Raw genomic sequence first — 24,171 nt, 5'->3', positions numbered from 1 at the left:
ACTGTAAAAAATGCGAAAAATACTTTTAACTACAGATTTCTCAGAGAATGCTTGGAATGCCATTGTTTATGCGATTGAATTATTTAAAAATGAAAAATGTTTTTTTCATATCCTTCACACCTACACACCTGCTTTTTACCGACTTGATTATATGTTAGGAGGCCCTAGTTTTAGTGCTATTCCAGATGTAGGGATAGATGTAGCGCTTGAAGGTCTTGAAACTACCCTTCTTGAAATAAAAACCAAATACAATAATCCAAAACACCAATTTAAAACCTTTGCGGCATTCAATACCTTGACTGATGAAATTTTAAGTATCACCCAAAACGAAAAAATAGATTTAATTGTTATGGGAACACAGGGCGCAACAGGAGTCAAAGAAATATTTTTAGGCACGCATACCGTTCACGTGTTACGAAAAGCTACAAAACCAGTATTGGTAATTCCAAACAACTACAAATTCAAAGAAATAAAGTCGATTTTATTTCCCTCCGATTATCGAACAAGGCTCCAAAAAGAAGAATTAAAAATATTGCTTGATATTGCCAGAGTACAAAAGGCATCCTTGCGTATTTTAAACGTAAAGGATACCTACGACCTAACGGAAGATCAAAAAGTAAATAAAAAAATAATAGCGAACCATTTTAAAGGTATTGAACATTCTTTCGAAGAATTAAGAGGCAAATTAATGCCTAACGCCATCCATGAATATATAGCAGAGCACCAAACCGATTTTTTAGCAATCATGAACCATAAACTTTCATTTTTAGAGCGTTTGATTGTAAGAACCAGCATAGATTCTATAGGTTATTATTCTACTGTTCCTTTTTTAGTGCTTCCTTTTTCTTCGATACTAAAAACAAATTAAAAAATATACCATGTTAAAAATTATTTTACCCACCGATTTCTCTGATAATTCTTGGAACGCGATATTCACAACCCTAAAACTGTATGCAAAGATTTCATGTAAATTTTATCTACTACATGTGTATGAACCTAAACAGTTGAATTTTATTGGAAAAAGTAGTCAGCAACGCTTAGGAATTATTTATGATTCCCTTTCAAAATATACCGAACAAGAATTAGAGAAAATGTTAATCTATTTAAACAAAAATCATATCAATTCGAATCACAGCATTGAAACAATTTCAAAAGCAGATACGCTCAACGAAGCATTAGATTCGATAATTATAGGTAAAGATATTGATCTTATTGCCATGGGTACTCAAGGAGCAACAGGTGCAAAAGAAATTTTTATAGGAAGTACTACCGTAAAAGTATTAAAGCATATTAAGAAGCGACCAGTGTTGGTGATACCCTCTGGGTATCATTTTCAACAATTAAAAACTTTAGTTTTTTCAACTAATTTTGATAGAGCTCCAAGTAAATCAGAACTGCTTCCTCTAAGCCAGCTAGCAGCTATTTGGAAGGCCAACATACAAATACTCCATATAACTAGTGAATTTAGATTAAGTGCCAAGCAAAAAATAAACAAAGAACGCATAGAAGAACGGCTTGTTTCGATTCCCTATTCACATCATCATATGGCGTTTGAGATAAGTTTAAGTAAAACTATTGCAAAATATATTGTTGAAAACGAAGTAAATTTGATGGTTATGATGCGTAATCAACACAGTTTTTGGGAGAAATTTATTAGAGAACCTGTGGTAAAAAAAACTGCTTTCCATTCAGCCATCCCTGTTTTAATGCTTCCTGAAGGCTAATTAAATAGAGTGTGTTACATTTTTTGAATTATTTAAAAACAGTAAAATTTTGATTTTTTTCCAAGATATTTATGGTAAAAAATTCGAGTTTATAGTTTTTTATGGATTAAAAGAATAATAAGGTCTTCTACCTCTTACTTTAAATTCAGTTGAATTTTGAGAAGTAGCTTTTTGAAATTTTGATTCCTTTTTAGAAGTATTTGTGTAATTCTGAATAGGATATCCAATTCTATGTAGTTCTTTTTTTACCTGTTCAAAAGAATGTTGCGTGCTATAAGTAAAACTGAGAATACCAATATCAAGATCAATATCAAGGATTCGAATATCAAGAATTCTACTTAAATTACGAACTATTAATTCTTTACAAGAATTAGAATTTATATTTTTTAAGGTTGCGAGAGCTTGCATAATGTTGAATTTTCTACAAATTAAACAAAGACTACGGCTTATAAAATGATATGCATCAGTTGGAAAGAATTAAAAATTATTTTCTTTTGTAGACGATTAAAAAATCATGAAAATGGCGAAACAAACAGTATTAGGAATTGATATAGGCGGTAGCTTAACGAAAATAGGTCTAGTAAGCAAAGATGGTCACATTTTAGATAAAAAAGTTTTTGAAACAGAAGCAGAAAAACCCTTCTCAGTCTTTATGATAAAACTAAAATCTGAAGTTGAAGCGCTTATTTTAAAACAAAATTCTGATATTAAAATTATTGCTGTCGGTGTTGGAGCACCAAATGCAAACCCATATTCTGGCCAAATAGAAAATCCTCCAAACCTTAAATGGGGCAAAGCTATTCCACTTTTAGAAACCATAAAAAAAGCTTTTAAGTTACCCGTTTTTATTGCTAATGATGCAAACGCAGCGGCTTTGGGGGAACTGATATTTGGGTCTGCCAAAGGCATGAAAAACTTTGTAACCTTAACTTTGGGTACAGGTCTGGGAAGTGGAATTATAACAGATGGAAAATTATTAATTGGAGAACATGGGGCCGCTGGGGAAATTGGTCATGTAAATGTTGATCCACAAGGTAGAATGTGTAATTGCGGTTTACAAGGCTGTTTAGAAACCTACGCTTCAGTAACTGGTATTAAAAGAACAGTTTTTGAGTTACTTTCTGAAATGCGGGAAGACTCTGTTTTAAGAACTATTAGTTTTTCAGAAATGACTGGAACAGATATCTCCAAAGCAGCTTTAGCCGGTGATCTTATAGCCCTAAATGCTTTTGAAAAAACGGGTAAAATACTAGGAAGCAAAATGGCAGATACTGTTGCCCATCTAGATCCTGAAGCTTTTATTATATCTGGTGGATTAAGTAAGGCTGGAGATATTCTTTTAAAACCTATCCTAAACAATATGGAAAAGTATTTGTTTAGTGCTTACAAAGGAAAAATTAAAGTATTGCTTTCAAACGCAACAAGCTCAGATGCTGTATTAGGTCCTGCTGCATTAGCATGGGTAAGCTTAGAGGCCAAATATTAATTAATTAATTAATTATTTCTTGCTACTTTTATTTTCTCTAGTTCTATAGCTAAATTTTCTTCTTTACTTATTTGAAGAGTATGCTCTGTAATACTAAAAACCTCATTTTTAATCTCCTTAAAATTTTTGTGGCAAGTGCCCATAATTTTCTTTAATCTTAAGTGTTCTTTTTCCAGCGAAGCAATTGGTTGTAATTTCTTATCCTGAAACTCAACCAATACCCCTTTATGTAATTTAACTTTTTCTAAGGCTTCACTACATGAATATCGAATATCTTGAAGTCGCATAACACATTCTCTGATTTCATCTAAATTTTCATTTTTTAAAATTTTATCAAGATAGCGATCTATAATATTTTTCATAGTAAAAAAACTATCTAAATAAAATTCAATAGTTGAAATCCATTCTTTAGATGCCGCATACCAAGCTAAAATCTTTGAAGAAGTATCTTTTTTTAGCATATTTTCTTCTATTTTTTTCATGAGTTAAAATTTTGTCTAAAACTAACGCCGTTGTATTAGATATCAAATGACCAAAGTCATTTGAAAACAATTTATACTCCATTAAATTTATCCTATATCTTAAAAGGCACCTAAAATGAAAAACATACTTATTCCTACTGACTTCTCTGAAAATTCATGGAATGCAATTACTTATGGTATGGAATTTTTCAAAAAAAGCAAATGCACTTTTTACCTTATTCATGTAAATCCAATAAAATCGTATTCTGGAGGAGAATCGGCAGTATTTATAACACCTGAAATTATTGAAGAAACTATTTTAAAAGAAACTACCGAACAACTCCATAAAGTACTAAAAGACATAGAGCATTTACCTTTCAATACTAAACATAGCTTTCATACTATGGCTTTTTATGGCTTTTTTACGGATCATATACAAAAAGAAGTAAAAGACAAGAATATTGATCTCATTATTATGGGTACCAAAGGAGCAACAGGTTTAAAAGCAGTAGCTATTGGGAGTAACACAGGAAATGTAATAGCCAAAATAAAATGTTCAATTTTAGCAATACCTGAACATACAGTTTTTAAAAAACCAAAAGAAATTGGCTTTCCGACAGATTTTAAAATAGACTATAATATAAAAACATTAGATCATCTAAAAGACATAGCATTAATCCATAACTCCACTATACGCTTTTTGTATGTTGTACTTAATGGCGCTGACTTTAATGTTTTACAAATGGATAACAAAGAACGGTTAGCTACTAATTTTAAGGAGATTCAACATAGTTTTCATAAAATAACAGGAGAAAAACTAGAGACCTCTATACGATGTTTTACAGAAAGTAGAGAACTAGATATGGTGGTTATGATAACCAAGAATTTAAATTTTTTAGAACGTTTTTTTGTAAAACCAACGGTTGAAAAAATTAGCTACCAAACAACAACACCACTTTTAGTTTTACACAAATCCGAATAAAATGGCATCAATTTTTTTGACCAAGTATTAGGAATGAGATTTAACAACATTAATAAGATCATTTTTTTGGAGTACACCTGATTGTCGCCAGAGCTGCTCCCCTTTTTTAAACAATATTAAGGTCGGCACTCCACGAACTTGGAATTTTGAAGCTGTAGATTGATTTTTATCTACATCAATTTTAATAATTTTTATAGCGTCACCCATCTCGTCTTTTACTTGCTTTAATATAGGGGCTAATGCTTTACATGGTCCACACCAATCAGCATAAAAATCAATAAGAACTGGAACTTCAGAGTCGATAATTGTTTTGAAATTAAGTTTCATTTGCAATAATTTAAAAAATAAAAATACTAAAATTAATAAAATAGTGAACTGACCAATATCATAGTTTTTAAAATTATTCAGCCTTAAATTTATAGAAAGATAAAAGATCATGAAACGAATTTTGCTCCCTACCGATTTTTCCGATAATGCCTTTGAAGCAATTAGATATGCATTACTTGTTTTTAAAGATCTAAAATGTACTTTCTTTTTATTGCATACCTATACACCGCCTGTTTACCAAACCGAATATTTATTAGGAAGTCCAGGACTCATAGGTTTGGGTGATGTTATGCAAGAGACCTCAACGAATCGTCTAGAAAAACTAAAAGTTCGTTTAGAAAGTCAATATAAAAATACAAATCACACGTTTAAAATTCGCACTGCTTTTAACACCTTAGTCAACGAAGTTATAGAGACTACAGAACAAGAAGAGATAGATATGATCATTATGGGAACTACAGGAGCAACAGGTGCTAAGGAGATTCTTTTTGGGTCTAACGCTGTTCATGTAATAAAAAAAACAAAACGCCCCATAATTGTAGTACCCCCGAATTTTGAATATGAAGCTCCAAAAGAAATATTATTCCCAACAGATTATGAAATTGATTACAAAAAAGAAGCATTAGAATCTTTGTTCATTATCGCTCAACAGCATAATTCCCGTATCAATGTAATGCACGTTCGTGCTGGGTTAGATTTAAATACGCTCCAGAAAAAATATAAAAAACAATTAGAGAAACTTATAAGTACTATGAGTCTTTTTCACGAAATGCCAGATAATGAAGTAATTAATGCTATCAATCAATTTCAAGTGAAAAATAAAATAAATCTTCTAGTGATGATACAAAACAAACATACTTTTTTAGAGCGTCTTTTTATAGAACCAGTCATCAAAAAATTAGGATTTCACATTACGGTACCTTTTATGGTCATTCCCCAATTATAAAAATGGTTTAATGAAAAATATTCTAGTTACTACTGATTTTTCAAACGATGCCTACGCCGCGCTGTTTTATAGCACACAATTATTGGCGGCAAAGTCCTGTACTTTTTACATATTAAATGTCTTTGATAAGCTTACACCTTTAGAAGAAAAAAAAACATCACTTTTTGGTGATAAAAAATTACTAAAATTATTAGAGATTAGTTCTAAAGAGAAATTATTACATGTACTTCATAAAATAAACTTAGATACTGATAATCCTATACATAGCTTTGAAACGATATCGAAAAAAGGCACATTAACCAAAATTTTAAAAAAAATCATCCATTATCATGCTATTGATTTTGTAGTGATGGGAAATAAAGGAAATACCAGTGCTAAGGATCTTTTTATGGGAAGTAATACCGTACAAGTTGCGAATTCTATAAACTTATGTCCAATTTTGGCGGTACCCAAACAAATAAATTTTAAAACCCTAAAAGAAATTGCTTTTATAACTAACTTTAAAAAAGGTTGTGGAGAGAAAAATATAGCGCCACTACGCTTTATTGCATCACTTTCTAATGCCAACATTCGAGTGATGCACATAAACGAAAATGAGATATTAGATGCCGAACAAGAATTAAAAAGAAAACTTTTAGAAAATTGTCTAAAGGAGTATAGCTATAGTTTTCATTGGATCCAAAATTTTTCAGCTAAAGCGCAAGTAATTGATGCTTTTTAAAAAAACAGCATATTGATTTGTTTTCGATGATACATTATAAACATAGTTTTTTTGAAAAAATAATACGAGAACCCGTTATTAAAGATGTTAGTATTTCTGCGGATATACCTTTATTAATACTTCCTTATGAAGAATAATACTTGCTATTAGTAATGCTCAATAAAGTTGACAATTATAATCGAAAAACTTAAAAAAATATTATGGACAAAAGAATATTAATTCCTACTGATTTTTCGAAAAATGCATTAAATGCTACCCGCTATGCGTTAAACCTTTATGCAAAAGTGAACTGCGAATTTTATTTTTTAAATGTTTTTCAATTAGAAGGTTATACCACCAGTACATTAGTATTACCAGAACCAGGTTCTGAGACTTACGAGCATACAGAAAACCAATCTAAAGCCTTCTTTGTAAAATTTTTAAATACCTTAAAGCTTCATCATGATAATCCTAAACATACATACCATACCATCTCAAGCTTTAATTTTCTATCAGAAGCGATCAAAGAACAATTAGCCAAAAAAGATATCGATATCGTAATTATGGGAACCAAAGGAGCCACTAATGCTAAAGATTTAATTTTAGGAAGTAACACCGTAAAAACTATGGAAAAAATTACAGCTTGTCCAGTGCTTGCTATTCCTGAAAACACTCAATTTTCTCCACTAAAGGAAATTGTTTTTCCTACAGATTACAAAACCAGTTACAAGCGTAAAGAAATGAACTATCTTATTGAAATAGCAAAATTACACAGCGCTTCTATTCGGGTATTACATATTAAGAAAGAAAATAAACTGACTACCGCGCAAGAAGATAACAAACAACTTTTAGAAGCTATATTAAGTGTGGTTGAATATAGTTTTCATGTCCTTTCTGATACTGATTTATCGGAAGGTATTACCTCATTTGTAGAAAGTAGAAATAGTGATATGATTGCATTTATTAATCGGAAACACTTCTTTTTTGGTAATATCTTTTCTAAACCATTGGTTAAAGAAATAGGATATGACGCTATTACGCCCATATTGGCCTTACATTAATAATAAATTTAAAATAATACTTATGAAAAATATTGGAATTTGGATAGATAAAGAAAAAAGTCATATTGTTTATTTGAGCGATTCAGGTGAAAAATTAGAGACGGTTTTTTCGGAAATTGAATTTTTCAACAGAACAGGTACAGGTGGCTCTCGAGCAAAAACAGGTAGTACTCAAAATATAACACATGAAAGTACGTATACCGAAAGAGAAAAGTCCCAATTAAAAGCATACTTTACAAATTTGGCCAATGCTGTTAAAAACGCCGATGCCATTGCTTTGTTTGGTCCTGCAAACACCAATGAAAAGTTTAGTAAGTACTTAAAAGAACATCATATTCCTTTGGCTCTTAAAGTAAAAACAGTGGCAAAGGCTGATAGTATGACTGAGAACCAAGTAAAAGCATTAGTTAGAGATTTTTTTAAAAAATAAGCATCAAATGAATGCTGAATATTTGAAATTCTAACACAAAAAATCAATTCGTTAGCGCTAATAATTTTCAGCATTCATTATGCAGACACTTTTAATATTTTAAAAGTCACTATCATCATAAAAAGAATTAAAACCTTATTATAGCGTATTATCGTCATTATTTTCACCACTATTATTCTGAAAAAAACTATTAAAGCTTGATTATTTTAATTAATAGCACACTATAAAAAAGACATGAAAAATAATATTTTAAAATACACCTATTTAGAATGGTTAAGTGCCGAAGAAATGCATGAAACTATTAAACAGTGGCTATCCGAATTAAATTTCATTAAAGATGAACAGCTATTTTTAAATGACTTAGTTCAATCATACACACGGCAATTAATTGATACATCATTCTTTAAAGAAAGTAAAAATACCATAATCAATCTAAAAAAATTAGAAGACGATTTAGGGCCTTTATTAAAAATGGTTCAAAAGCATGAAAAGCAATTAGAGATTATGGTAGATACTATTGACCAACTAGAGATGGAAAAAGCCTATTTAGAAACTCATAAAAAGCTTATCGTTGCCATAAGCACTTACATCGAAAAAAATAGAGCCATCAAAAAAGAGCTTTTTAAAATTGTATCACTAGCCATAAAAAAGGATAAACGTTTACTTCATTAAATATACGTATCCGATGAAAAAACTACTGTTTATAACTACTTTATTTTTAATCGGCTGTTCCCCCGTTAGTCTTGTGGAAAACTGGAAAAATCCAGATATCGTAATTTTTAATGCAAACAAGGTTTTAATAGTTGGAATGACTGCAAATGCAGAAGCTAGAGAAAATTTTGAGGACAAATTACAGCAAGAATTCAAACAAAGAAATGTAGAGGCTGTAGCCAGTTTAGATGTTTTTGATATAGCCTTTACGAATTCAGCAAAAACTGAGAAGGAATTAGATGCTGTGGAGCAAAGCCTTTTAGATAAAGATTTTGATGCCATTTTATTTACTAAAATAACAGGCTCTGAAGATAGAGAAAGCTTTATAAAAGCCATATCAAAATTAGATAATTATAAGGGTCGATTTAATGAAGATTATCGATCACACCAAGGTATTTATTATGACGAGGATTACTACGATGAATTTACTGTTTACCATGCAGAGACAACCCTATATTGTATTTGTGAAGGTAAAGAAAGAGCGATGATTTGGAGAGGAAGTATAGATATCACAGACCCTAAAAATATAGAAAAAACAATCGATGACTATATAAAATTAGTGATTCTAGCTATGGAAGATCAAGATTTAATATTCAAAAAAGAAATCACCCATGAAAATACTAGTTTATAGTGCTAAAGCCTTTGAAATTCCTTTTATAAGTGCTGCCAATATCAACAAGTATCAAATTACTTTTACACCAGATGCTTTAGATACTGAAACCGTTTTCAAAGCAGTTGGTTATAGAATTATTTGTATATTTTCAGGTGATGATGCATCAGCCATAGTACTAGAAAAACTATGGGATTTGGGTGTGCGTTTTATCACCATACGCTCGGCGGGTTTCAATAATATAAATCTTAAGGTGGCTAAAAATTTAGGCTTTCAAGTCGCTAATGCTCCAGATTATTCCCCGCACGCAATTGCAGAACATGCTGTAGCTTTATTGCTTACCCTAAATAGAAAAATAATAATGGCTAATGAACAAGTACATGCCTACAATTTTTTACAAAATAATTTAATGGGTTTTAATTTACATGGTAAAACAGTAGGTATTATAGGTACTGGAAGAATTGGGAGTATAATGGTGAAGATTATGCATGGTTTTGGCTGTAAAATATTGGCTAATGATCTTCAACCAGATGATGATCTGGTTGAACTGTGCGATGTTACTTATGTAACTTTAGATGAAATTTATAAAAAAGCAGCAATTATAAGTCTACATATTCCTTTGAGCTATCAAAATTACTATCTGATTAATAAAGAAAAACTAGCTTTAATGTCGTCAGATACAATTTTAATAAATACATCAAGAGGTGCCTTAGTGGATACTAAAGCACTAATCGAAGCCTTAGAGAAAGGTGCCATTGCTGGCTATTGCACCGACGTTTATGAAAAAGAAAAAGGTACGTTCTTTAAAGATAATAGTAAAGACAGTATTAAAGATGAAGATTTAAAAAAATTATTAACTTTTTCTAATGTGCTGCTCACACCGCATCAAGCCTTTGTCACCAAAGAAGCTTTACAACACATTGCCGAAATTACCTTCAAAAATATTGATAGTTGGTTGGCTCATACAGTGGGTAAAAATGAATTAGGTCTTGAGATGGCAGACTCATAAAACAGGACTGAATACTTTACCAAAACCTTCTTTTAACTTATCGCTCCATGGTCTTTTAATATATTCTTGATATGAAAGCATACTGCTGATTTGAGCATCTTTTAAAAAATCATCTTTTAGCAACATAGCAAATTCTTGATCATATATAATAGCATTGACTTCGTAGTTCTGCTCAAAGCTTCGATCATCTAAATTTGCTGTACCTATAGTTGAAACGGAATCGTCACTCACAATAATTTTACTATGTAAAAAGCCATCAGGAAAAAGATAGATTTTTATACCTGATTTCAGTAAAGCTTCAAAGTATGATTTTACACTCCAACCTACAATTTTACTATCTATTTTCTCAGATACTAGTAAACGAACATCTACACCTCCTAAAGCTGCTGTTTGCAGCGCTTGCATAATTGCGGGACCAGGAATAATGTAAGGATTCGTAATATAAAGGTATTTTTTTGCCTTATTCATTATGGTGAAATAAGCTTGTTCTAATGATGGAAAATCATCATCTGGACCCCCTGATACAATTTGCACAAGTTTGCCAGTAGTTTCAGAAGTACTTGGCTTTAATGAAGTAATAGGTATTATGGTTTCTTGACTAACCAAATACCAATCCATAGCAAAAACGTAATCTAAATGAGCTGCTGCAGGTCCTTCGATTTTTAAATGCATATCATGCCAATTACCCAAACTATGATCACCCTTTAAATATTTATCTGATATATTAATACCTCCTGTAAATGCAATTTCACTATCTACTACTATTATTTTTCGATGATTTCTATAGTTGAGTGAGGAAAGAAAACGACCAAACTTAAAAGGAAGAAAAGGATAAACCTTTACCCCAATTACTTTTAACTTTTTTAAATATAACTTGCTTAGTGAAAAACTACCAACGCCATCATAGATCATTCGTACCTGAACACCTTGTTTTACCTTTTCTTCAAATAAAAGCAACAAGCGGTCTGTGAGTATTCCTTCTTCGAATATATAGTACTGTAAATGTATTTTACTTTGAGCTTTTTCTAATGTCTTAAAAATAGATTCAAAAGTTGTTTTACCATCTTTTAATAATTGAAGCTGATTATTCGAGGTTGGCGGAAAATGAGCGTTTTTATAAATAAGAGTCATCAACTTCCTGTACTTCCCACTCATAGAAGCCATATGTTCAGTTGAAGGCTTTGGAAGCTTTAAAAATATTGCTTTCTTTAGTTTTAGTAATTTGCTTTTTCTTCGATTTCGACCTAGTAAGAGATATAAAATGATACCTCCAACCGGAATTGTAAATATGGCTAGAAGCCACCCTAACGTCTTAGATGGTTTTGCTCCATGAAGCAGTATACTTGTGATTATGAATAATGCAACTACAAGATAAAAGACTAAAAATAAAATCGTTAACATGTTCCTCCTTTCTAAACTTTCATACAGTTCAAAGTACACTGATATAAGTATACTTTTTATGATATTGGTCATTTTATCCCTAGATTATAGAAATGGAAACTTTGCTCTACAAAAAAACAAAATGGGATGACCTAAATCATTTCATAAAGTACAAAAGACCCTTTACTTTGTTTTTAAAACTAAGGCTATGGAAATGAAAAACCTTATTCGTTCATTCTTGTTATTTCTAGTTTATTTAACACTTCTAATGTTATCAAGCTGTGGTACAATTGTATTTTCATCGAAATCAAATAATCTGCCACCATCATGGTTTTATCCTAATCGCTTAGAAATGGTTCGCTATGTATATTTTCCTGACTATAGTTTCTATTATGACTTATCAGCGAATTCTTATGTGTATTTAGATGCTGGTGTTTGGGTTCGCAGAAGTTCCCTACCCTTAAGATATAAAGATATTGATTTAAGAAGATCAAGATATGAAAGGGTTCGTAATTATACGGATGACAATATTCGCAGTTATCATGATAACTATAGCAAAAGCAAATATAGAACTTCAAAAAACAGTGCTACGAGAAATCGTAACTAAAAAGTATAAAATAAAAACAAGCGTACCTTTGGTACACTTGTTTCTTTTCAAAGCTCAAATATTTTTTTTGTTCTAATCTGTCCTTCATTTTAATCGTAAAATGATATGGTAGACAATATTCATAAAAACTATTCGAACTTTCCTAGGCTATATACTTTTTCAAGGATAAGTCCCTGATCATATCATATGTTAAAAAGGACTGAAATACTATTCCAGCATTACAGTCCTTTGTAAGGTGATAACTAACTTTTTTTACTTAGTAAGTACTACAACTAAATACTACCGTACTATAATTATGCATATTCTAAAGCTAAAAAAAATTCTAGATCACCTATGTATAATTTCTAAGGCATTACTGCTTAGAAACCTTGCTAAGTAATTTTAAGAAAAAACAGGAAGTTTCAACTTCCTGTTTTCCATAAAGTAATAAATATCGCTATGATCTTTTAATCCTAATTTCAACATTTTTTTTACAAAATGTGTTACACTATTCATTTAGATACTAACATCATTTATTCCTTTACTAAGATAAATACTGCCTTGCGATAGTACTTAAACATGTTTTAGTATTTTAAAAAAGAAATCGGAACACCGAATGTTCCGATTTCCTAGAAGAAATTTTTTACTATTTCTGCCTCTTATACTGATCCCTACAGAACTTACTACTAAGTTAATTCAGAATTCAAATGGTATAAAAATAGTTATAATCCCCTCTTTTCTTTATTTTCAATGAACGAAATTTTCTTTAATTATACCGCTAAGATAATATACTAATTTTAGTTCGAACATGACCTAGATCAGTTTAGTACGTTTTTCTAAATTTTAACATTTGCTTCTAAAATATTTATAAAACCAATTTAAAAATCATTTTCTTTAACTAAAAGAGATATTTTTTTATCTTATTATCCTTGTTTACTTATACCTTAAAATTAACTTATGTCATGATTAGTATTATATTCAGTGAAGACGATCCAAGTATTCGTGAGATTACTGCAGAACTTTTTGAATATGAAGGTTGCAGCGCAGGAACTGCTTCAAATGCTTGTATAAGTTTAGAAAAAATAAACTCATAAAAACTTACGATGCCAAAACCTAAAGGTCAAAAAAATACAAAAAATAAAGCCAAACACGCCAAGCTCATGGCTAGAAAAGTAAATAAAAAGAAAGCCGAAAAGGAGCTTAGAAAAGACCGACTAAAAGCTATTCTTAAAAAAGCTAAAGAATCATAATTCTTTAAAAATCACGAACAGCATTTATGTGTTCGATGAATTAAATTCAATGTACGTATTTATAGAACATTGACACTTACACTCTTCTACAATTGTTTTTTGAAACCGAATAGCGAGTTCATAATTTTCAAAAATCAAAGCTTCTGAAATACTATTACTTAAAACCAATTGATTAAATAGGTATTCTACCACATATTGATGGTCAGATGAAAATAATACGTACTTATTGGTATTCAAAGTATCTAGCTTAGGTATAATAATCTGACCAAATTTAAACAATCCCAGCTAAAGTTTTAGTTTGACGTTTACAATTATTATAAAAACACTAGTCGTTAGCGCTCTTATGAGATCTTGCTATTAAATTTTACATGACAATTATCATAGTATATGGTCTGTGAATAAATTATTTTTAGTTTCAAGATTTAATTGAAGTACTATGATGACCATATTGTTACCAACGGTTTTTCAGACAATTCCATGAACGCTATAAAGTATGCCTTACAATTCTTTAAATACCAAAAAGTAGACTTTTATTTTATGCATGCCTATAAAAACGAATTTTATGATCATGACGATTTAACTTCTCGACAAGTATTTACAGAGGTGTTAGAACGTGTTAAAAATGAATCCGAAAATAAATTAAAAAATCTTATCGCTACAGTTCAAGAATTAGCCCCAAATCCAAGATATAGCTATCATACTATTTCTGCCAATAATACCCTTGTCGATGAAGCAAATGCTATTGTAGAAGATAAAAATATAGATTTAATTGTCATGGGAACTAAAGGAAAATCGAACAAAAGAACTATTCTTTTTGGTAGTCAAACCTTTCAAGTTTTAAAATATGTTCAATGTCCTGTTTTAGCGATACCTACGAATTATACCAATACACAACCCAAACAAATCTTATTTCCGACCAATTACTTGATTCCCTATAAGCGTCGAGAGTTAAAATTAGTATCAGAATTGGCAAAACCCTATCGCAGTCATATTCATGTAGTGCATATATCAAAACCCTATAAATTATCAATTCGCCAAGAAGATAATCAAACATTTATAAAAGATGAATTACAAGAAAACAAGACAAGTTATTATACAGAAGATGCTAAAAAAGTAGAAGAGGGTATTAAAAAATACATAAAAGAAAAGAATATAGATCTTTTAACGATGGTAAATACACAGCATTCGTTTTTAGAAGATATGCTTTTCCCGACAACATTGGATGAAGTAAGTTTAGAACTCGAGATTCCAATTTTAGCCTTACAAAATACAAATAGATGATCGAGATGAATTGTTGATTACACCTATTTTATGGATAGATGCCATGTGTTATATCTCATATTTCAACGCTAAAACCTACCTCGCAATAAATTATTTGTACCGCATTACTGCATGCTTTTTAAAAGCCTAAAACATTAAATGAAAAATATCATGAAACACATTCTTCTCCCTACTGATTTTTCTGAAAATTCTTGGAATGCTATCAGGTACGCAATTCAACTTTTTAAGGATGAAAAGTGCACATTTCACCTATTACATACCTATACACCCATTATTTACAATCTTGAATATGCTATCGGAGCACCTGCTCAATTTGGCATAGGCGATGCCTTACGTAGCAATTCACAACTTAATTTAAAAGAACTTAAAAATCGTATTTCAAACACGTTCAAAGTGAACTCCTTTCACCATTTTGAAACTAGGTCTCGATTCGACACTTTAATTGGAGCCATAAAAGAATATGCCGAAAAGTACCCTAAGCTTATCATTGTCATGGGAACTAAAGGCGCAACAGGGGCAAAAGAAGTGTTATTTGGGTCTAATACCGTTCATGTTTTTAAAGAAATTAAATGCCCCATTTTAGCCATCCCATCAAATTTTGATTATGAAAATCCGCATGATATTTTATTCCCGACTGATTTAGAACTTGATTACCGGAACAATCAATTAGCATTACTAAAAGATTTAGCCCAAACGCATACGGCTAGAATAAATGCCATGTATGTAAGCGATGGTAATCAGTTAACGCAAAAACAGGAAAAGAATAAAGAAATTTTAACACAAGAATGTAAAGAATTAGCCTTTGTTTTTCATCAATTTAAGCACATGGAAGTCGCTGAGGCCATTACTCAATTTCAAATAAAAACTAAAGTTAATTTATTGGTCATGATCAATAACAAACATTCATTTTTTGAAAACTTATTTTTTAAATCAACCATCCATCAAATTGGTTTTCATTTACAAATTCCATTTTTAGTGATTCCATCAAATCAGTAAAAAAACGTCAAAACAATAATAACAAATAAAACATTTACAATGAACGAAAATATATTATTACCTACCGATTTTTCAAATAATGCTTGGCGTGCGGCTTCCTATATTCTGCAATTGTACGCCAAGGATTCATGTACTTTTTACTTTATGCATGCCGCGAAACTCAAAGTTTCGAGTGCCGCTATACGTTCCAACAAATTATCGACCATTATGGCCGAAAATAATAAGTTAGAGCTTAATGAACTTGTCGAAAAAGCAAAAAAAACATATCCAAATAGCAAACATGAATTTAAAATTGTTTTAAGCCCCGAAGATTTACAGGATGCTATTTTACAAGCCATCCAAACCTTTAAAATTAATTTAGTGGTCATGGGCACGAAAGGTGCTTCAAAAGCAAAGGGTATTTTCTTTGGCAGCAATACCGTAGCGAGTATTCTGAAAATAAAAGATTGTCCCATACTAATAGTTCCTGAGGAAAGTGTATTTAAAAACCCAGCACAAATAGCCTTCCCAACAGATTTTAATAGGTTTTACGGAGAAGAATTAGAACCAATCACAACGTGGAGTTCCCATTTTAATGCTAGGATTAGGGTGGTCCATATCAATGAAAAGGAAAATTTAACGCCCATACAAGAAACAAATCTAGAACAACTAAAAAAAGTGATGGAAAGTCATTTACATAGCTTTCATTGGATGCGAGATTACGACAATGTTGCACAAGGAGTTAAAGATTTTATCGATATTCATGATATAAATATTTTGGCAATGGTAAATTACAAGCATAGTTTTTTAGAGAATTTAATCAACGAACCCATCATAAAAAAACTAGGTTTTAAAACAACAATACCGTTTTTAATTGTGCCTTGTATTACAGAAAAATAGAAATTACTTTCATTTTTGATTTTTACTCTCTGAACACGCCCTTCGCGAGCTTTCGATACTAATTTTTGTGAAAAAACTAAAAAATTTCGTTTTCAAATTTTTCGAAATCCTAGCCCAAAGAGGCGTATTGTGATGATGCTGCTGTTATACAAATCATTAGACCTTAACAACAGTCTATTTAAAAATAAAAATTTCTTAAAAGTAACCTATGGAAAACACACCTATTGAAATTATAAAATCATCTGGGGAAAAAGCAAAGTTTTCTTTTGAGAAATTGCGTGCTTCTTTAAATAAAACTAAAGCAGATAAAGCCACTATCGACAACATTATTAATGTAGTTCGTGATGAACTATACCAAGGAATTTCTACCAAAGAAGTATATCATAGAGCCTTCGCCTTGCTTAAGAAAAAAGAAAGTCATTTTGCCTCGCGCTATAAACTAAAAAAAGCAATCTATGAATTAGGACCAACAGGCTTTCCTTTTGAGCGCTTTATTAGCGCCTTGTTAGAAAACTCTGGATACCGAACAGAAGTTAATAAAATTTTACAAGGGCATTGCGTAAGTCACGAAATAGATGTCATAGCTATAAAAGATAATGAAACTACCGTTGTAGAATGTAAATTCCACAGTGAAAAAGAATTTAAGTGTAATGTGAAAATTCCGCTTTATATCCATTCTCGCTTTCAAGATGTAAAAACTCATTGGAGTAAAAATTCAAAAAATAATAAACTTAGAAAAGGATGGCTGGTTACAAATACTAGATTTACCGAAGACGCTTTAAAGTATGGTAATTGCTGTGGTTTGTATTTAATAAGTTGGGATTATCCAAAAAATGAAGGCTTAAAAGATTTGATTGATTCTTTAGGACTATACCCAATTACCGTTTCTACCATCCTCAGCAATCGAGAAAAACAGTTTTTATTAGGTCGAAATATCGTGCTCTGTCGCGACCTATTAGACGATAAATTTTATTTAGATCACCTCGGTATTTCAGAGCTACGAAAGCAGAAAATTCTAAACGAAATTAAACATTTATGTACTCTTGAAAACGAATAATTATGGAAAAATATGCTACTATCACTTTTCTTGGCGCCTCAGGAGTTGTCACTGGTTCTAAGTTTTTAGTGGAAACTTCAGAGCTCAATATACTTATAGATTGCGGGATGTTTCAAGGCTTAAAAGAACTTAGAAAAATTAATTGGCAAGCTTTAGCTGTTGACGTTTCGGCCATCGACATGGTGCTATTAACCCATGGACATTTAGATCATGTAGGCTATTTGCCACGCTTAGTCATGCAAGGTTTTAAAGGCAAAATAATAGGCACTGCTCCTACTCTGGCTATTGCTGAAATTATTTTAAGAGATAGCGCGAAAATACATGAAGAGGAAGCCCAAAAGGCCAATAAAGAACAGTACACAAAACACCATCCTGCTCTGCCTTACTATAGACTGGAAGATGTAGAAAAAACACTGAGATTATTTCAAGTTTCCAAAGAAAATAAATGGATATCCATAGCGGATCATATTTCTTATCGGATGCAGTACAACGGGCATATTATTGGTGCCGTTTTTATTGAGTTAGATATCCTTGGCAAAAAGTTTGTATTCTCAGGCGATATAGGTAGAAGAAAAGATTATTTATTACGGGAACCAATGAGACCCGAATGGGCAGATTATCTATGCATAGAAAGCACCTATGGCGATAAATTACATCCAAAAGAAGACATAGAAGCTAAATTGGCCACTTTAATTAAAGAAACAATCCATAACCAAGGAAATCTTATTATTCCCAGCTTTGCCGTAGAACGCTTGCAAACATTAATGTTTATTCTTTGGGAATTGTACAAGAAAAATAAAATTCCGAATATTCCTATTTTTATTGATAGCCCCATGGGCAATAATGTATTAGATGTTTTTAATAGATTCTCCAAATGGCATAAACTAAGTCCTGAAGCATATAAGGCTATGCTTCATCATTTTAACATTGTAAGTTCTTACCGAGAAACCTGGGAAACTATTGATGATAAACGCTCAAAAATTATCATCGCTGGCAGTGGCATGGTGACTGGTGGTAGAGTATTAACCTATTTACAGCAACTTATTGACGAGCCCACAACCACGGTTTTATTGGTGGGTTACCAAGCAGAAGGTACACGAGGCCGACAATTAAAAGATGGAGCGCACGAAATTAAATTTTTCGGCAAATACTACCCCGTAAAAGCCAAAATTGAGAGCATTGAAAGTTTATCTGCACATGCAGATCAAGAAGACTTACTTCATTGGATGGGTACTATTAAAAATATTCCAGAAAAAGTATTTTTAATCCATGGAGAACCTGCTGCATTAGATGCCTTTAGAGTTAAAATTAAGGAAACCTTTTCGTGGAATGTTCATATTCCAAAACTACATGAAGTAGAAAAAATAAGGCTTTAAAAAAATATTACGATTCAAAGCAGCACTTTTCAAAAATTTAAATAGTTTTAGAAACAGGGTTATAGAAATTTCTGGCCATTTGGATTGTTATTACATGAACTAATACTATTTTTATAAAACTTAATAATTGTTGAGTATAACATGACTAAAAACACGGAGAAGCCAAAACTTGTAGCAAGCCTAAAACTATCTCCCTTAGCCTCTAGAACACATGCACTTTTAATTTTGTCTTCTTATAACATACTCGACTTTGAGGCTATCAGCCTATTTATAGGGGCAAGTAAAAGTTCCTCCGCAGTCAATACAAGTGTTCTTATACCACTAAATTTAATGGACCTTTATGCGTAATTAAGAGATCGAAAAAGGTATTTTAAACTCAGTAAATTTTCCCAACCTACTCCTGTAGTAGCCAATCACTTTACCATTGAAAAAGAAAAGATAATAATGACTATAGAAAAAGCGCAATTAGAAGACCTCGAAAGCATTATTGCCATTGAACAACAAATTTTTAATACCGATGCTTATCCTGCTTTTGTGGTACGACAGCTTTTTGATATTTCTGGCGCTTATTTTTTGGTAGCGAAAGAAGACGACAAGGTTTTAGGCTATGCATTAGGTGGTATAAATACCAATGAAAAGAAAGCTTGGATTTTGTCTTTAGGAGTGGCTTTAGAGGCAAGAGGAAAAGGTTTAGGAAAACAATTAACCGAAACATTAATCACCGTTGTGAAAGCAGAACCTATAGAAGAAATTGCCCTAACGGTGTACCCAGACAATCTAGCTGCCATTAAAATTTACAAAGAATTAGGTTTCTTAGGTGACTTAATTTTAGACAACTATTTTCTAGACCATGAAGAACGAATCATAATGACTTTAAAAATGATTTAAAAGCAATAGATTATATATATATTAAGCTTAATTTACAATAGAAAAATCGTAAAAATATACGTAATTGATATTTTTTTAATAGCGATGCCCTATGGCTAGAAAATGAATAATGAACAGTAAACAATAGTCTTTAGTATGAGTTGGATTTTAGCTGCACAAATAACTTACATCCTTGTAATTCTTGTGATCATATTTCGAGTATTATTAGATACCCGCAGCAGTACTAAGGCTTTAGCCTACATTCTTTTTATCATTTTTGTCCCTTTTATAGGAGTGTTTTTTTACTTCTCCTTCGGAATTAATTACAGAAAAAGAAAAATATACAGCAAAAAAATTCTACTAGATGAACCTCTTTGGAAGCAAATAACCCAGAGAAAAAAATCATACGCGAATGCCATTACCCATTCAGGAATTATATCAGATCATTATCAGCAATTAATCGAATATATTCAAAATTCAGGCATCAGCCAACTTACCGCAAACAACGAAATTAAATTGTTGATTAATGGCGAAGAGAAGTTTCCTGAACTATTAAGCGCCCTTGAGAAAGCTACATCACATATTCACATGGAATATTACATTTATGAAAATGATGTTACTGGAAATCAAGTGGCAGACCTGCTTATAAAAAAAGCAAAAGAAGGTGTTGAAGTAAGGTTTATATATGATGATTTTGGAAGTCATAGCTTAGACAAATCTTTTATTGAGAAATTAAATGAGGCTGGCGTACAAACAGCACCGATTTATAAAATAAAATGGTATGCATTGGCCAATAGACTTAATTATAGAAATCATAGAAAAATAGTAATTATTGATACCTGTGTTGGCTTTATTGGTGGGATTAATGTGAGTGATAAATACCGAAATGATACGCCTTTAAAAGATCATTTATTTTGGCGTGATACCCATTTAATGGTTACAGGTCAAGCAACAGCGCAACTACAATATCTTTTTATCTGTGATTGGAATTTTTGTAGTCCAAATAAATTAGCCTATAGTCCTATCTATTTTAAAGATTACACGCAAAATAAAACTATTGGCAAAGAAGCTATGCAAATTGCTGCCTCAGGCCCTGATAGTTCGCAGCCTGTTATTTTCTATTCCTTATTAAAAGCCATTAATTTGGCTAAAAAAAGAATTTTTATTACTAGTCCATATTTTATTCCTGGAGAAAGTTTAATGGATGCTTTAATAATTGCCATTCAAAGCGGCTTAGACGTTCGTATATTAATTCCGGGTATATCAGATTCAAAAATGGTGAACGCCGTGGCCAATGCTTATTATACAGAATTACTTAGGTATGGTGCAAAAATATACCAATACAATAAAGGATTTGTTCATGCGAAGACTATGGTCATCGACGATGATTTAGCCATTATTGGGTCTGCTAATATGGATTATCGAAGTTTTGATCTCAATTTTGAAGTCAATGCCATGGTCTATAGTAAAAAAATAGCCCAACAACTAGCTGATGTTTTTGAAAACGATTTAATAGCATCAGAACAAATAAATGCTATAAATTGGTTGAACCGACCAAAACACCTAGTTCTTTGGGAAAAAATAGTCAGGTTATTATCTCCTTTTTTATGATTGCATAAGTAATCATATAGTGTTGATTTAAATACCAAAAGAACCAATTCGTTGAACAATAAATTTAGTTCAAGGAAAAGTGTTTAATTTTCATGAAATAGTGATTTTTAAAAAAAATAGTCGTTTATCTTATGGCGTGAAAAAATGGAGTTTAGTTAGCGTCAATAATTAACCTAAATGCGATAAGCATACAGCAGTAAATCTATTAATTTTGGATAAAACAGAAAATAAGATTTATGAAGACGAATATTGGAATATCAGAAGACAACAGAAAAAAAGTAACAGCGATACTCGAAACATTATTAGCTGATGAATTTGTTTTATATACAAAAACATTGAAAGCCCATTGGAATTTAGAGGGTCATGATTTTCATACGAAACACGTATTTTTTGAAGAGCATTACAATGCTATAAAGTTATTTACGGATAGCGTGGCAGAACGAATTCGTAAGTTAGGACATTACGCTCCTGGAACGCTAAAAGAATTTTTAGAATTAACACATCTGACTGAAAAATACCAAGGGGATAATACCAGCCATGACTATATAAAAGCCCTACTAGAAGATCATGACACCATCATACAATTTATTAGAGAAAATATATCTAAAGTCGATGAAGATTTTAAAGATGCAGGTTCAGGAGATTTCTTGACAGGCTTAATGCAAGAACATGAGGAAATGGCTTGGATGCTCAGAGCTACCATCGCCAAATAAACACACTACATTTTTTAACATATATACAAGTTGTCTTTACATTTTTATGTCAAGGCAACTTTTTTGTTTTAATACGGATATAAAGCATAGCATTAATGACTGTAAACCTTTAATTAAATTTCTAAGGCCACAATTACTTCTGAGAAGCAAAGACTTTTATGAAGGTCTTGCGTTTTAAGCTTTTTGCTATTTCTTTTTTATGGTTCATAGATCGGGTTTATGATGGTAATTTAGAACGATTACAGGAGCAACATAAAACTAATTTAACAACTATGTTATAAATTATTTGTTAATAATTTACCTTCTTTTAATTCTTCCAATACAAACTCAGAAGCTTATTTTTGCCACCTTTCTCAAGATATGGATGCATTACAGATTGGCGATAAGGTATACAATACAAAACAAGATGGCTTTGATGATTTTATACGATACTCATTTTCGGAAGTTGTAGAAGTAACAAAAACATTAGTTATTTTAAAAAATGGCGTCCGTTTGGTAAACCAACCCAGAATCTCGTATATCACAGAAAGTATAGGATATTCTGTTTCGAGACAAAAGGGGGTACATTGGCATTTAGTGACCTTAAAAGCCATTAGAAATGCTCAAGTCGAGAACAAGAAAATTGCTATTCACGACTGGTTTGAAAGTAAAAAATTTACCTTAAAAGAAAAACAGTTAATTTACGAGCAATTTAAAGAACATAGTACTTTTGACCCTGTGGAAATAGAGCACTAATTTCATGTAATAGCGGGTTTCGTTAAGGTTTGTCTAAGAATTTAGAAGCGCACTTGATCATTCAAACTCAAGTACGCCAACAAAAGAATTCCGAGCCTTTTAAAATCGATTTTATGATAGGAAGAATTTAGAGCGAACCTCTTTTGTATAAAGCATTAAGTACCAGACCACCAATAATCATCAAAATACCCAACAAACTCCAAAGACTATAGCTTTCTTGAAACCAAAAAAAACCAAGTATCACTGTAAAAACAACTTCAATGTATTTGAAAGGAGCAACTTGGTTGGTACTTGCTGATTGAAAAGCTTTTGTCATGTACAATTGTCCAAAATAGCCAAATACTCCTAATAACAACAATAAAAGCCATTCTATACCCTTAGGTGTCACAAAATTAAAAAGCATTAAAAAACCACCCACCAAAGTAGCGACAAACATAAAATAATTGACCACGACAACAGGATGATCTTGTTTCCCTATTTTAGTAATCGTCACAAAAACTAAGCCACTAAAAAATGCCGCACCGATGATTAAACTAAGGCCAAACGTATCTATTTCTTTATCCAGTCCTTTCAACACCAAAACGCCTCCAAAAGCAATCGCAAAAAATAACCACTGAATGAGTTTAACCTTTTCTCTAAGCATAAAGATGGCGAAAATTGCGGCAAAAATAGGCGCTATATAACGTAATGATACCGCTGTTCCCATGGTTAAATATTTCAATGACATGAAGAATAAGGTCATTGAAATAACACCAAAGATTGCCCTTGACAGTAATAATTTTCTTTTATTTCCTAAAATGGGAATTTTATGGAAGACTAAAAATGATGTTGAAAAAAGTAAAGTTCCTAAGGATCTAAAAAAAACCAATTCATACGCTGGCAAATGCACTAAATATTTTACAATGGCATTCATTAAAGAAAATGACAAGGTACTGATAAGCATAAAGATAAATGCCTTTTTTAATTCCATTTTGTGAGTTTTCTTGCCAAGCT

Annotated in this window: 30 protein-coding genes; 24 read left to right on the top strand and 6 right to left on the bottom strand. The window is 31.5% G+C overall.

The window, feature by feature from the left end; genetic code table 11:
- Positions 1-10 precede the first annotated feature (10 nt).
- Together GQ45_RS01845 and GQ45_RS01840 are read left to right on the top strand one after the other, a co-directional pair.
- The gene (locus GQ45_RS01845) at positions 11-868 is read left to right on the top strand and encodes a universal stress protein (RefSeq protein WP_047414629.1); all 858 of its coding nucleotides are present in this window, start codon (positions 11-13) and stop codon (positions 866-868) included.
- Positions 869-878: 10 nt separating this feature from the next.
- Positions 879-1,724: a universal stress protein gene (locus GQ45_RS01840; protein WP_047414627.1), complete on the top strand. Its 846-nt coding sequence runs from the start codon at positions 879-881 to the stop codon at positions 1,722-1,724.
- A gap of 99 nt (positions 1,725-1,823) precedes the next feature.
- Here GQ45_RS01840 and GQ45_RS01835 read toward each other — a convergent pair whose 3' ends face one another.
- Complete coding sequence (locus tag GQ45_RS01835; RefSeq protein WP_047414623.1) at positions 1,824-2,132, bottom strand: hypothetical protein; 309 nt, start codon at positions 2,130-2,132, stop codon at positions 1,824-1,826.
- 112 nt (positions 2,133-2,244) lie between these two features.
- Here GQ45_RS01835 and GQ45_RS01830 point away from each other — a divergent pair, with 112 nt between their 5' ends.
- Positions 2,245-3,210, top strand: a complete 966-nt coding sequence (locus tag GQ45_RS01830; RefSeq protein ID WP_047419912.1) for an ROK family protein — start codon at positions 2,245-2,247, stop codon at positions 3,208-3,210.
- Between the two features lie 8 nt (positions 3,211-3,218).
- Here GQ45_RS01830 and GQ45_RS01825 read toward each other — a convergent pair whose 3' ends face one another.
- Complete coding sequence (locus tag GQ45_RS01825) at positions 3,219-3,692, bottom strand: hypothetical protein (protein WP_047414622.1); 474 nt, start codon at positions 3,690-3,692, stop codon at positions 3,219-3,221.
- Between the two features lie 115 nt (positions 3,693-3,807).
- Here GQ45_RS01825 and GQ45_RS01820 point away from each other — a divergent pair, with 115 nt between their 5' ends.
- The gene (locus tag GQ45_RS01820; protein WP_047414621.1) at positions 3,808-4,653 is read left to right on the top strand and encodes a universal stress protein; all 846 of its coding nucleotides are present in this window, start codon (positions 3,808-3,810) and stop codon (positions 4,651-4,653) included.
- A gap of 27 nt (positions 4,654-4,680) precedes the next feature.
- Here the strand turns inward: GQ45_RS01820 and trxA are convergent, their stop codons facing one another.
- Entirely contained in the window at positions 4,681-4,980 is a 300-nt protein-coding gene (gene trxA, locus GQ45_RS01815; protein ID WP_047419910.1) for a thioredoxin, read from the bottom strand.
- 109 nt (positions 4,981-5,089) lie between these two features.
- Here trxA and GQ45_RS01810 point away from each other — a divergent pair, with 109 nt between their 5' ends.
- From GQ45_RS01810 to GQ45_RS01780, 7 genes are all read left to right on the top strand, one after another.
- On the top strand, positions 5,090-5,926 hold the full coding sequence (locus tag GQ45_RS01810) for a universal stress protein (protein ID WP_047414620.1): 837 nt from the start codon (positions 5,090-5,092) through the stop codon (positions 5,924-5,926).
- 10 nt (positions 5,927-5,936) lie between these two features.
- On the top strand, positions 5,937-6,647 hold the full coding sequence (locus GQ45_RS01805; protein ID WP_047414619.1) for a universal stress protein: 711 nt from the start codon (positions 5,937-5,939) through the stop codon (positions 6,645-6,647).
- Positions 6,648-6,847: 200 nt separating this feature from the next.
- Positions 6,848-7,687, top strand: a complete 840-nt coding sequence (locus GQ45_RS01800) for a universal stress protein (protein ID WP_047414617.1) — start codon at positions 6,848-6,850, stop codon at positions 7,685-7,687.
- Positions 7,688-7,709: 22 nt separating this feature from the next.
- Positions 7,710-8,117 carry a hypothetical protein gene (locus GQ45_RS01795; RefSeq protein WP_047414615.1) on the top strand — a complete coding sequence of 136 codons (408 nt, stop codon included), beginning with the start codon at positions 7,710-7,712 and terminating at the stop codon, positions 8,115-8,117.
- A 234-nt stretch (positions 8,118-8,351) separates the two neighbouring features.
- Positions 8,352-8,789, top strand: a complete 438-nt coding sequence (locus tag GQ45_RS01790) for a hypothetical protein (RefSeq protein WP_047414611.1) — start codon at positions 8,352-8,354, stop codon at positions 8,787-8,789.
- A gap of 13 nt (positions 8,790-8,802) precedes the next feature.
- On the top strand, positions 8,803-9,459 hold the full coding sequence (locus GQ45_RS01785) for a hypothetical protein (RefSeq protein WP_047414609.1): 657 nt from the start codon (positions 8,803-8,805) through the stop codon (positions 9,457-9,459).
- Positions 9,440-10,447 carry a 2-hydroxyacid dehydrogenase gene (locus tag GQ45_RS01780; protein WP_047414606.1) on the top strand — a complete coding sequence of 336 codons (1,008 nt, stop codon included), beginning with the start codon at positions 9,440-9,442 and terminating at the stop codon, positions 10,445-10,447. The genes GQ45_RS01785 and GQ45_RS01780 overlap by 20 nt, the downstream gene beginning before the upstream one ends.
- On the opposite strand, the gene cls (GQ45_RS01775) is transcribed toward GQ45_RS01780, so the two are convergent.
- The gene (cls, locus tag GQ45_RS01775; RefSeq protein ID WP_047414604.1) at positions 10,442-11,848 is read right to left on the bottom strand and encodes a cardiolipin synthase; all 1,407 of its coding nucleotides are present in this window, start codon (positions 11,846-11,848) and stop codon (positions 10,442-10,444) included. The genes GQ45_RS01780 and cls (GQ45_RS01775) overlap by 6 nt on opposite strands.
- A gap of 187 nt (positions 11,849-12,035) precedes the next feature.
- Here cls (GQ45_RS01775) and GQ45_RS17725 point away from each other — a divergent pair, with 187 nt between their 5' ends.
- The 3 genes from GQ45_RS17725 (at position 12,036) to GQ45_RS18100 (ending at position 13,663) form a co-directional block, all read left to right on the top strand.
- Positions 12,036-12,434: a hypothetical protein gene (locus GQ45_RS17725; RefSeq protein ID WP_231555138.1), complete on the top strand. Its 399-nt coding sequence runs from the start codon at positions 12,036-12,038 to the stop codon at positions 12,432-12,434.
- Positions 12,435-13,375: 941 nt separating this feature from the next.
- Entirely contained in the window at positions 13,376-13,507 is a 132-nt protein-coding gene (locus GQ45_RS18290) for a hypothetical protein (protein WP_255352025.1), read from the top strand.
- A 9-nt stretch (positions 13,508-13,516) separates the two neighbouring features.
- Complete coding sequence (locus GQ45_RS18100) at positions 13,517-13,663, top strand: hypothetical protein (protein WP_197056894.1); 147 nt, start codon at positions 13,517-13,519, stop codon at positions 13,661-13,663.
- A 24-nt stretch (positions 13,664-13,687) separates the two neighbouring features.
- On the opposite strand, the gene GQ45_RS17720 is transcribed toward GQ45_RS18100, so the two are convergent.
- On the bottom strand, positions 13,688-13,900 hold the full coding sequence (locus GQ45_RS17720; protein ID WP_081980955.1) for a hypothetical protein: 213 nt from the start codon (positions 13,898-13,900) through the stop codon (positions 13,688-13,690).
- A 189-nt stretch (positions 13,901-14,089) separates the two neighbouring features.
- On the opposite strand from GQ45_RS17720, the gene GQ45_RS01765 reads away from it, so the two are divergent.
- The 10 genes from GQ45_RS01765 to GQ45_RS01725 all read left to right on the top strand — a co-directional run bounded on the left by GQ45_RS01765 (position 14,090) and on the right by GQ45_RS01725 (position 23,178).
- Positions 14,090-14,944, top strand: coding sequence for a universal stress protein (locus tag GQ45_RS01765; protein WP_231555137.1), 855 nt, complete (start codon positions 14,090-14,092; stop codon positions 14,942-14,944).
- Between the two features lie 150 nt (positions 14,945-15,094).
- Entirely contained in the window at positions 15,095-15,940 is an 846-nt protein-coding gene (locus tag GQ45_RS01760; protein ID WP_047419907.1) for a universal stress protein, read from the top strand.
- A gap of 39 nt (positions 15,941-15,979) precedes the next feature.
- Positions 15,980-16,819: a universal stress protein gene (locus GQ45_RS01755; protein ID WP_047414600.1), complete on the top strand. Its 840-nt coding sequence runs from the start codon at positions 15,980-15,982 to the stop codon at positions 16,817-16,819.
- Between the two features lie 208 nt (positions 16,820-17,027).
- Positions 17,028-17,876, top strand: coding sequence for a restriction endonuclease (locus tag GQ45_RS01750; RefSeq protein ID WP_047414597.1), 849 nt, complete (start codon positions 17,028-17,030; stop codon positions 17,874-17,876).
- Between the two features lie 2 nt (positions 17,877-17,878).
- A complete protein-coding gene (locus tag GQ45_RS01745) occupies positions 17,879-19,252 on the top strand; it encodes an MBL fold metallo-hydrolase RNA specificity domain-containing protein (RefSeq protein ID WP_047414596.1) in 1,374 nt (457 codons plus the stop codon).
- Positions 19,253-19,393: 141 nt separating this feature from the next.
- Positions 19,394-19,600 (top strand): hypothetical protein, encoded by a 207-nt coding sequence (locus tag GQ45_RS17945; protein WP_156125327.1) that lies wholly within the window; start codon positions 19,394-19,396, stop codon positions 19,598-19,600.
- Between the two features lie 96 nt (positions 19,601-19,696).
- Entirely contained in the window at positions 19,697-20,140 is a 444-nt protein-coding gene (locus GQ45_RS01740; protein WP_047414595.1) for a GNAT family N-acetyltransferase, read from the top strand.
- Between the two features lie 135 nt (positions 20,141-20,275).
- Complete coding sequence (cls, locus tag GQ45_RS01735) at positions 20,276-21,730, top strand: cardiolipin synthase (protein ID WP_047414594.1); 1,455 nt, start codon at positions 20,276-20,278, stop codon at positions 21,728-21,730.
- Positions 21,731-21,966: 236 nt separating this feature from the next.
- Positions 21,967-22,443 (top strand): Dps family protein, encoded by a 477-nt coding sequence (locus tag GQ45_RS01730; protein WP_047414593.1) that lies wholly within the window; start codon positions 21,967-21,969, stop codon positions 22,441-22,443.
- 360 nt (positions 22,444-22,803) lie between these two features.
- The gene (locus GQ45_RS01725) at positions 22,804-23,178 is read left to right on the top strand and encodes a hypothetical protein (protein ID WP_047414591.1); all 375 of its coding nucleotides are present in this window, start codon (positions 22,804-22,806) and stop codon (positions 23,176-23,178) included.
- Between the two features lie 127 nt (positions 23,179-23,305).
- On the opposite strand, the gene GQ45_RS01720 is transcribed toward GQ45_RS01725, so the two are convergent.
- A complete protein-coding gene (locus GQ45_RS01720; RefSeq protein ID WP_047414589.1) occupies positions 23,306-24,148 on the bottom strand; it encodes a DMT family transporter in 843 nt (280 codons plus the stop codon).
- Positions 24,149-24,171: the final 23 nt, after the last annotated feature.

Origin of the sequence: Cellulophaga sp. Hel_I_12 (genome assembly GCF_000799565.1) — a bacterium.
In the GTDB taxonomy this organism is placed as follows: domain Bacteria; phylum Bacteroidota; class Bacteroidia; order Flavobacteriales; family Flavobacteriaceae; genus Cellulophaga.
This window is presented reverse-complemented; position numbering and strand designations above follow the sequence as displayed.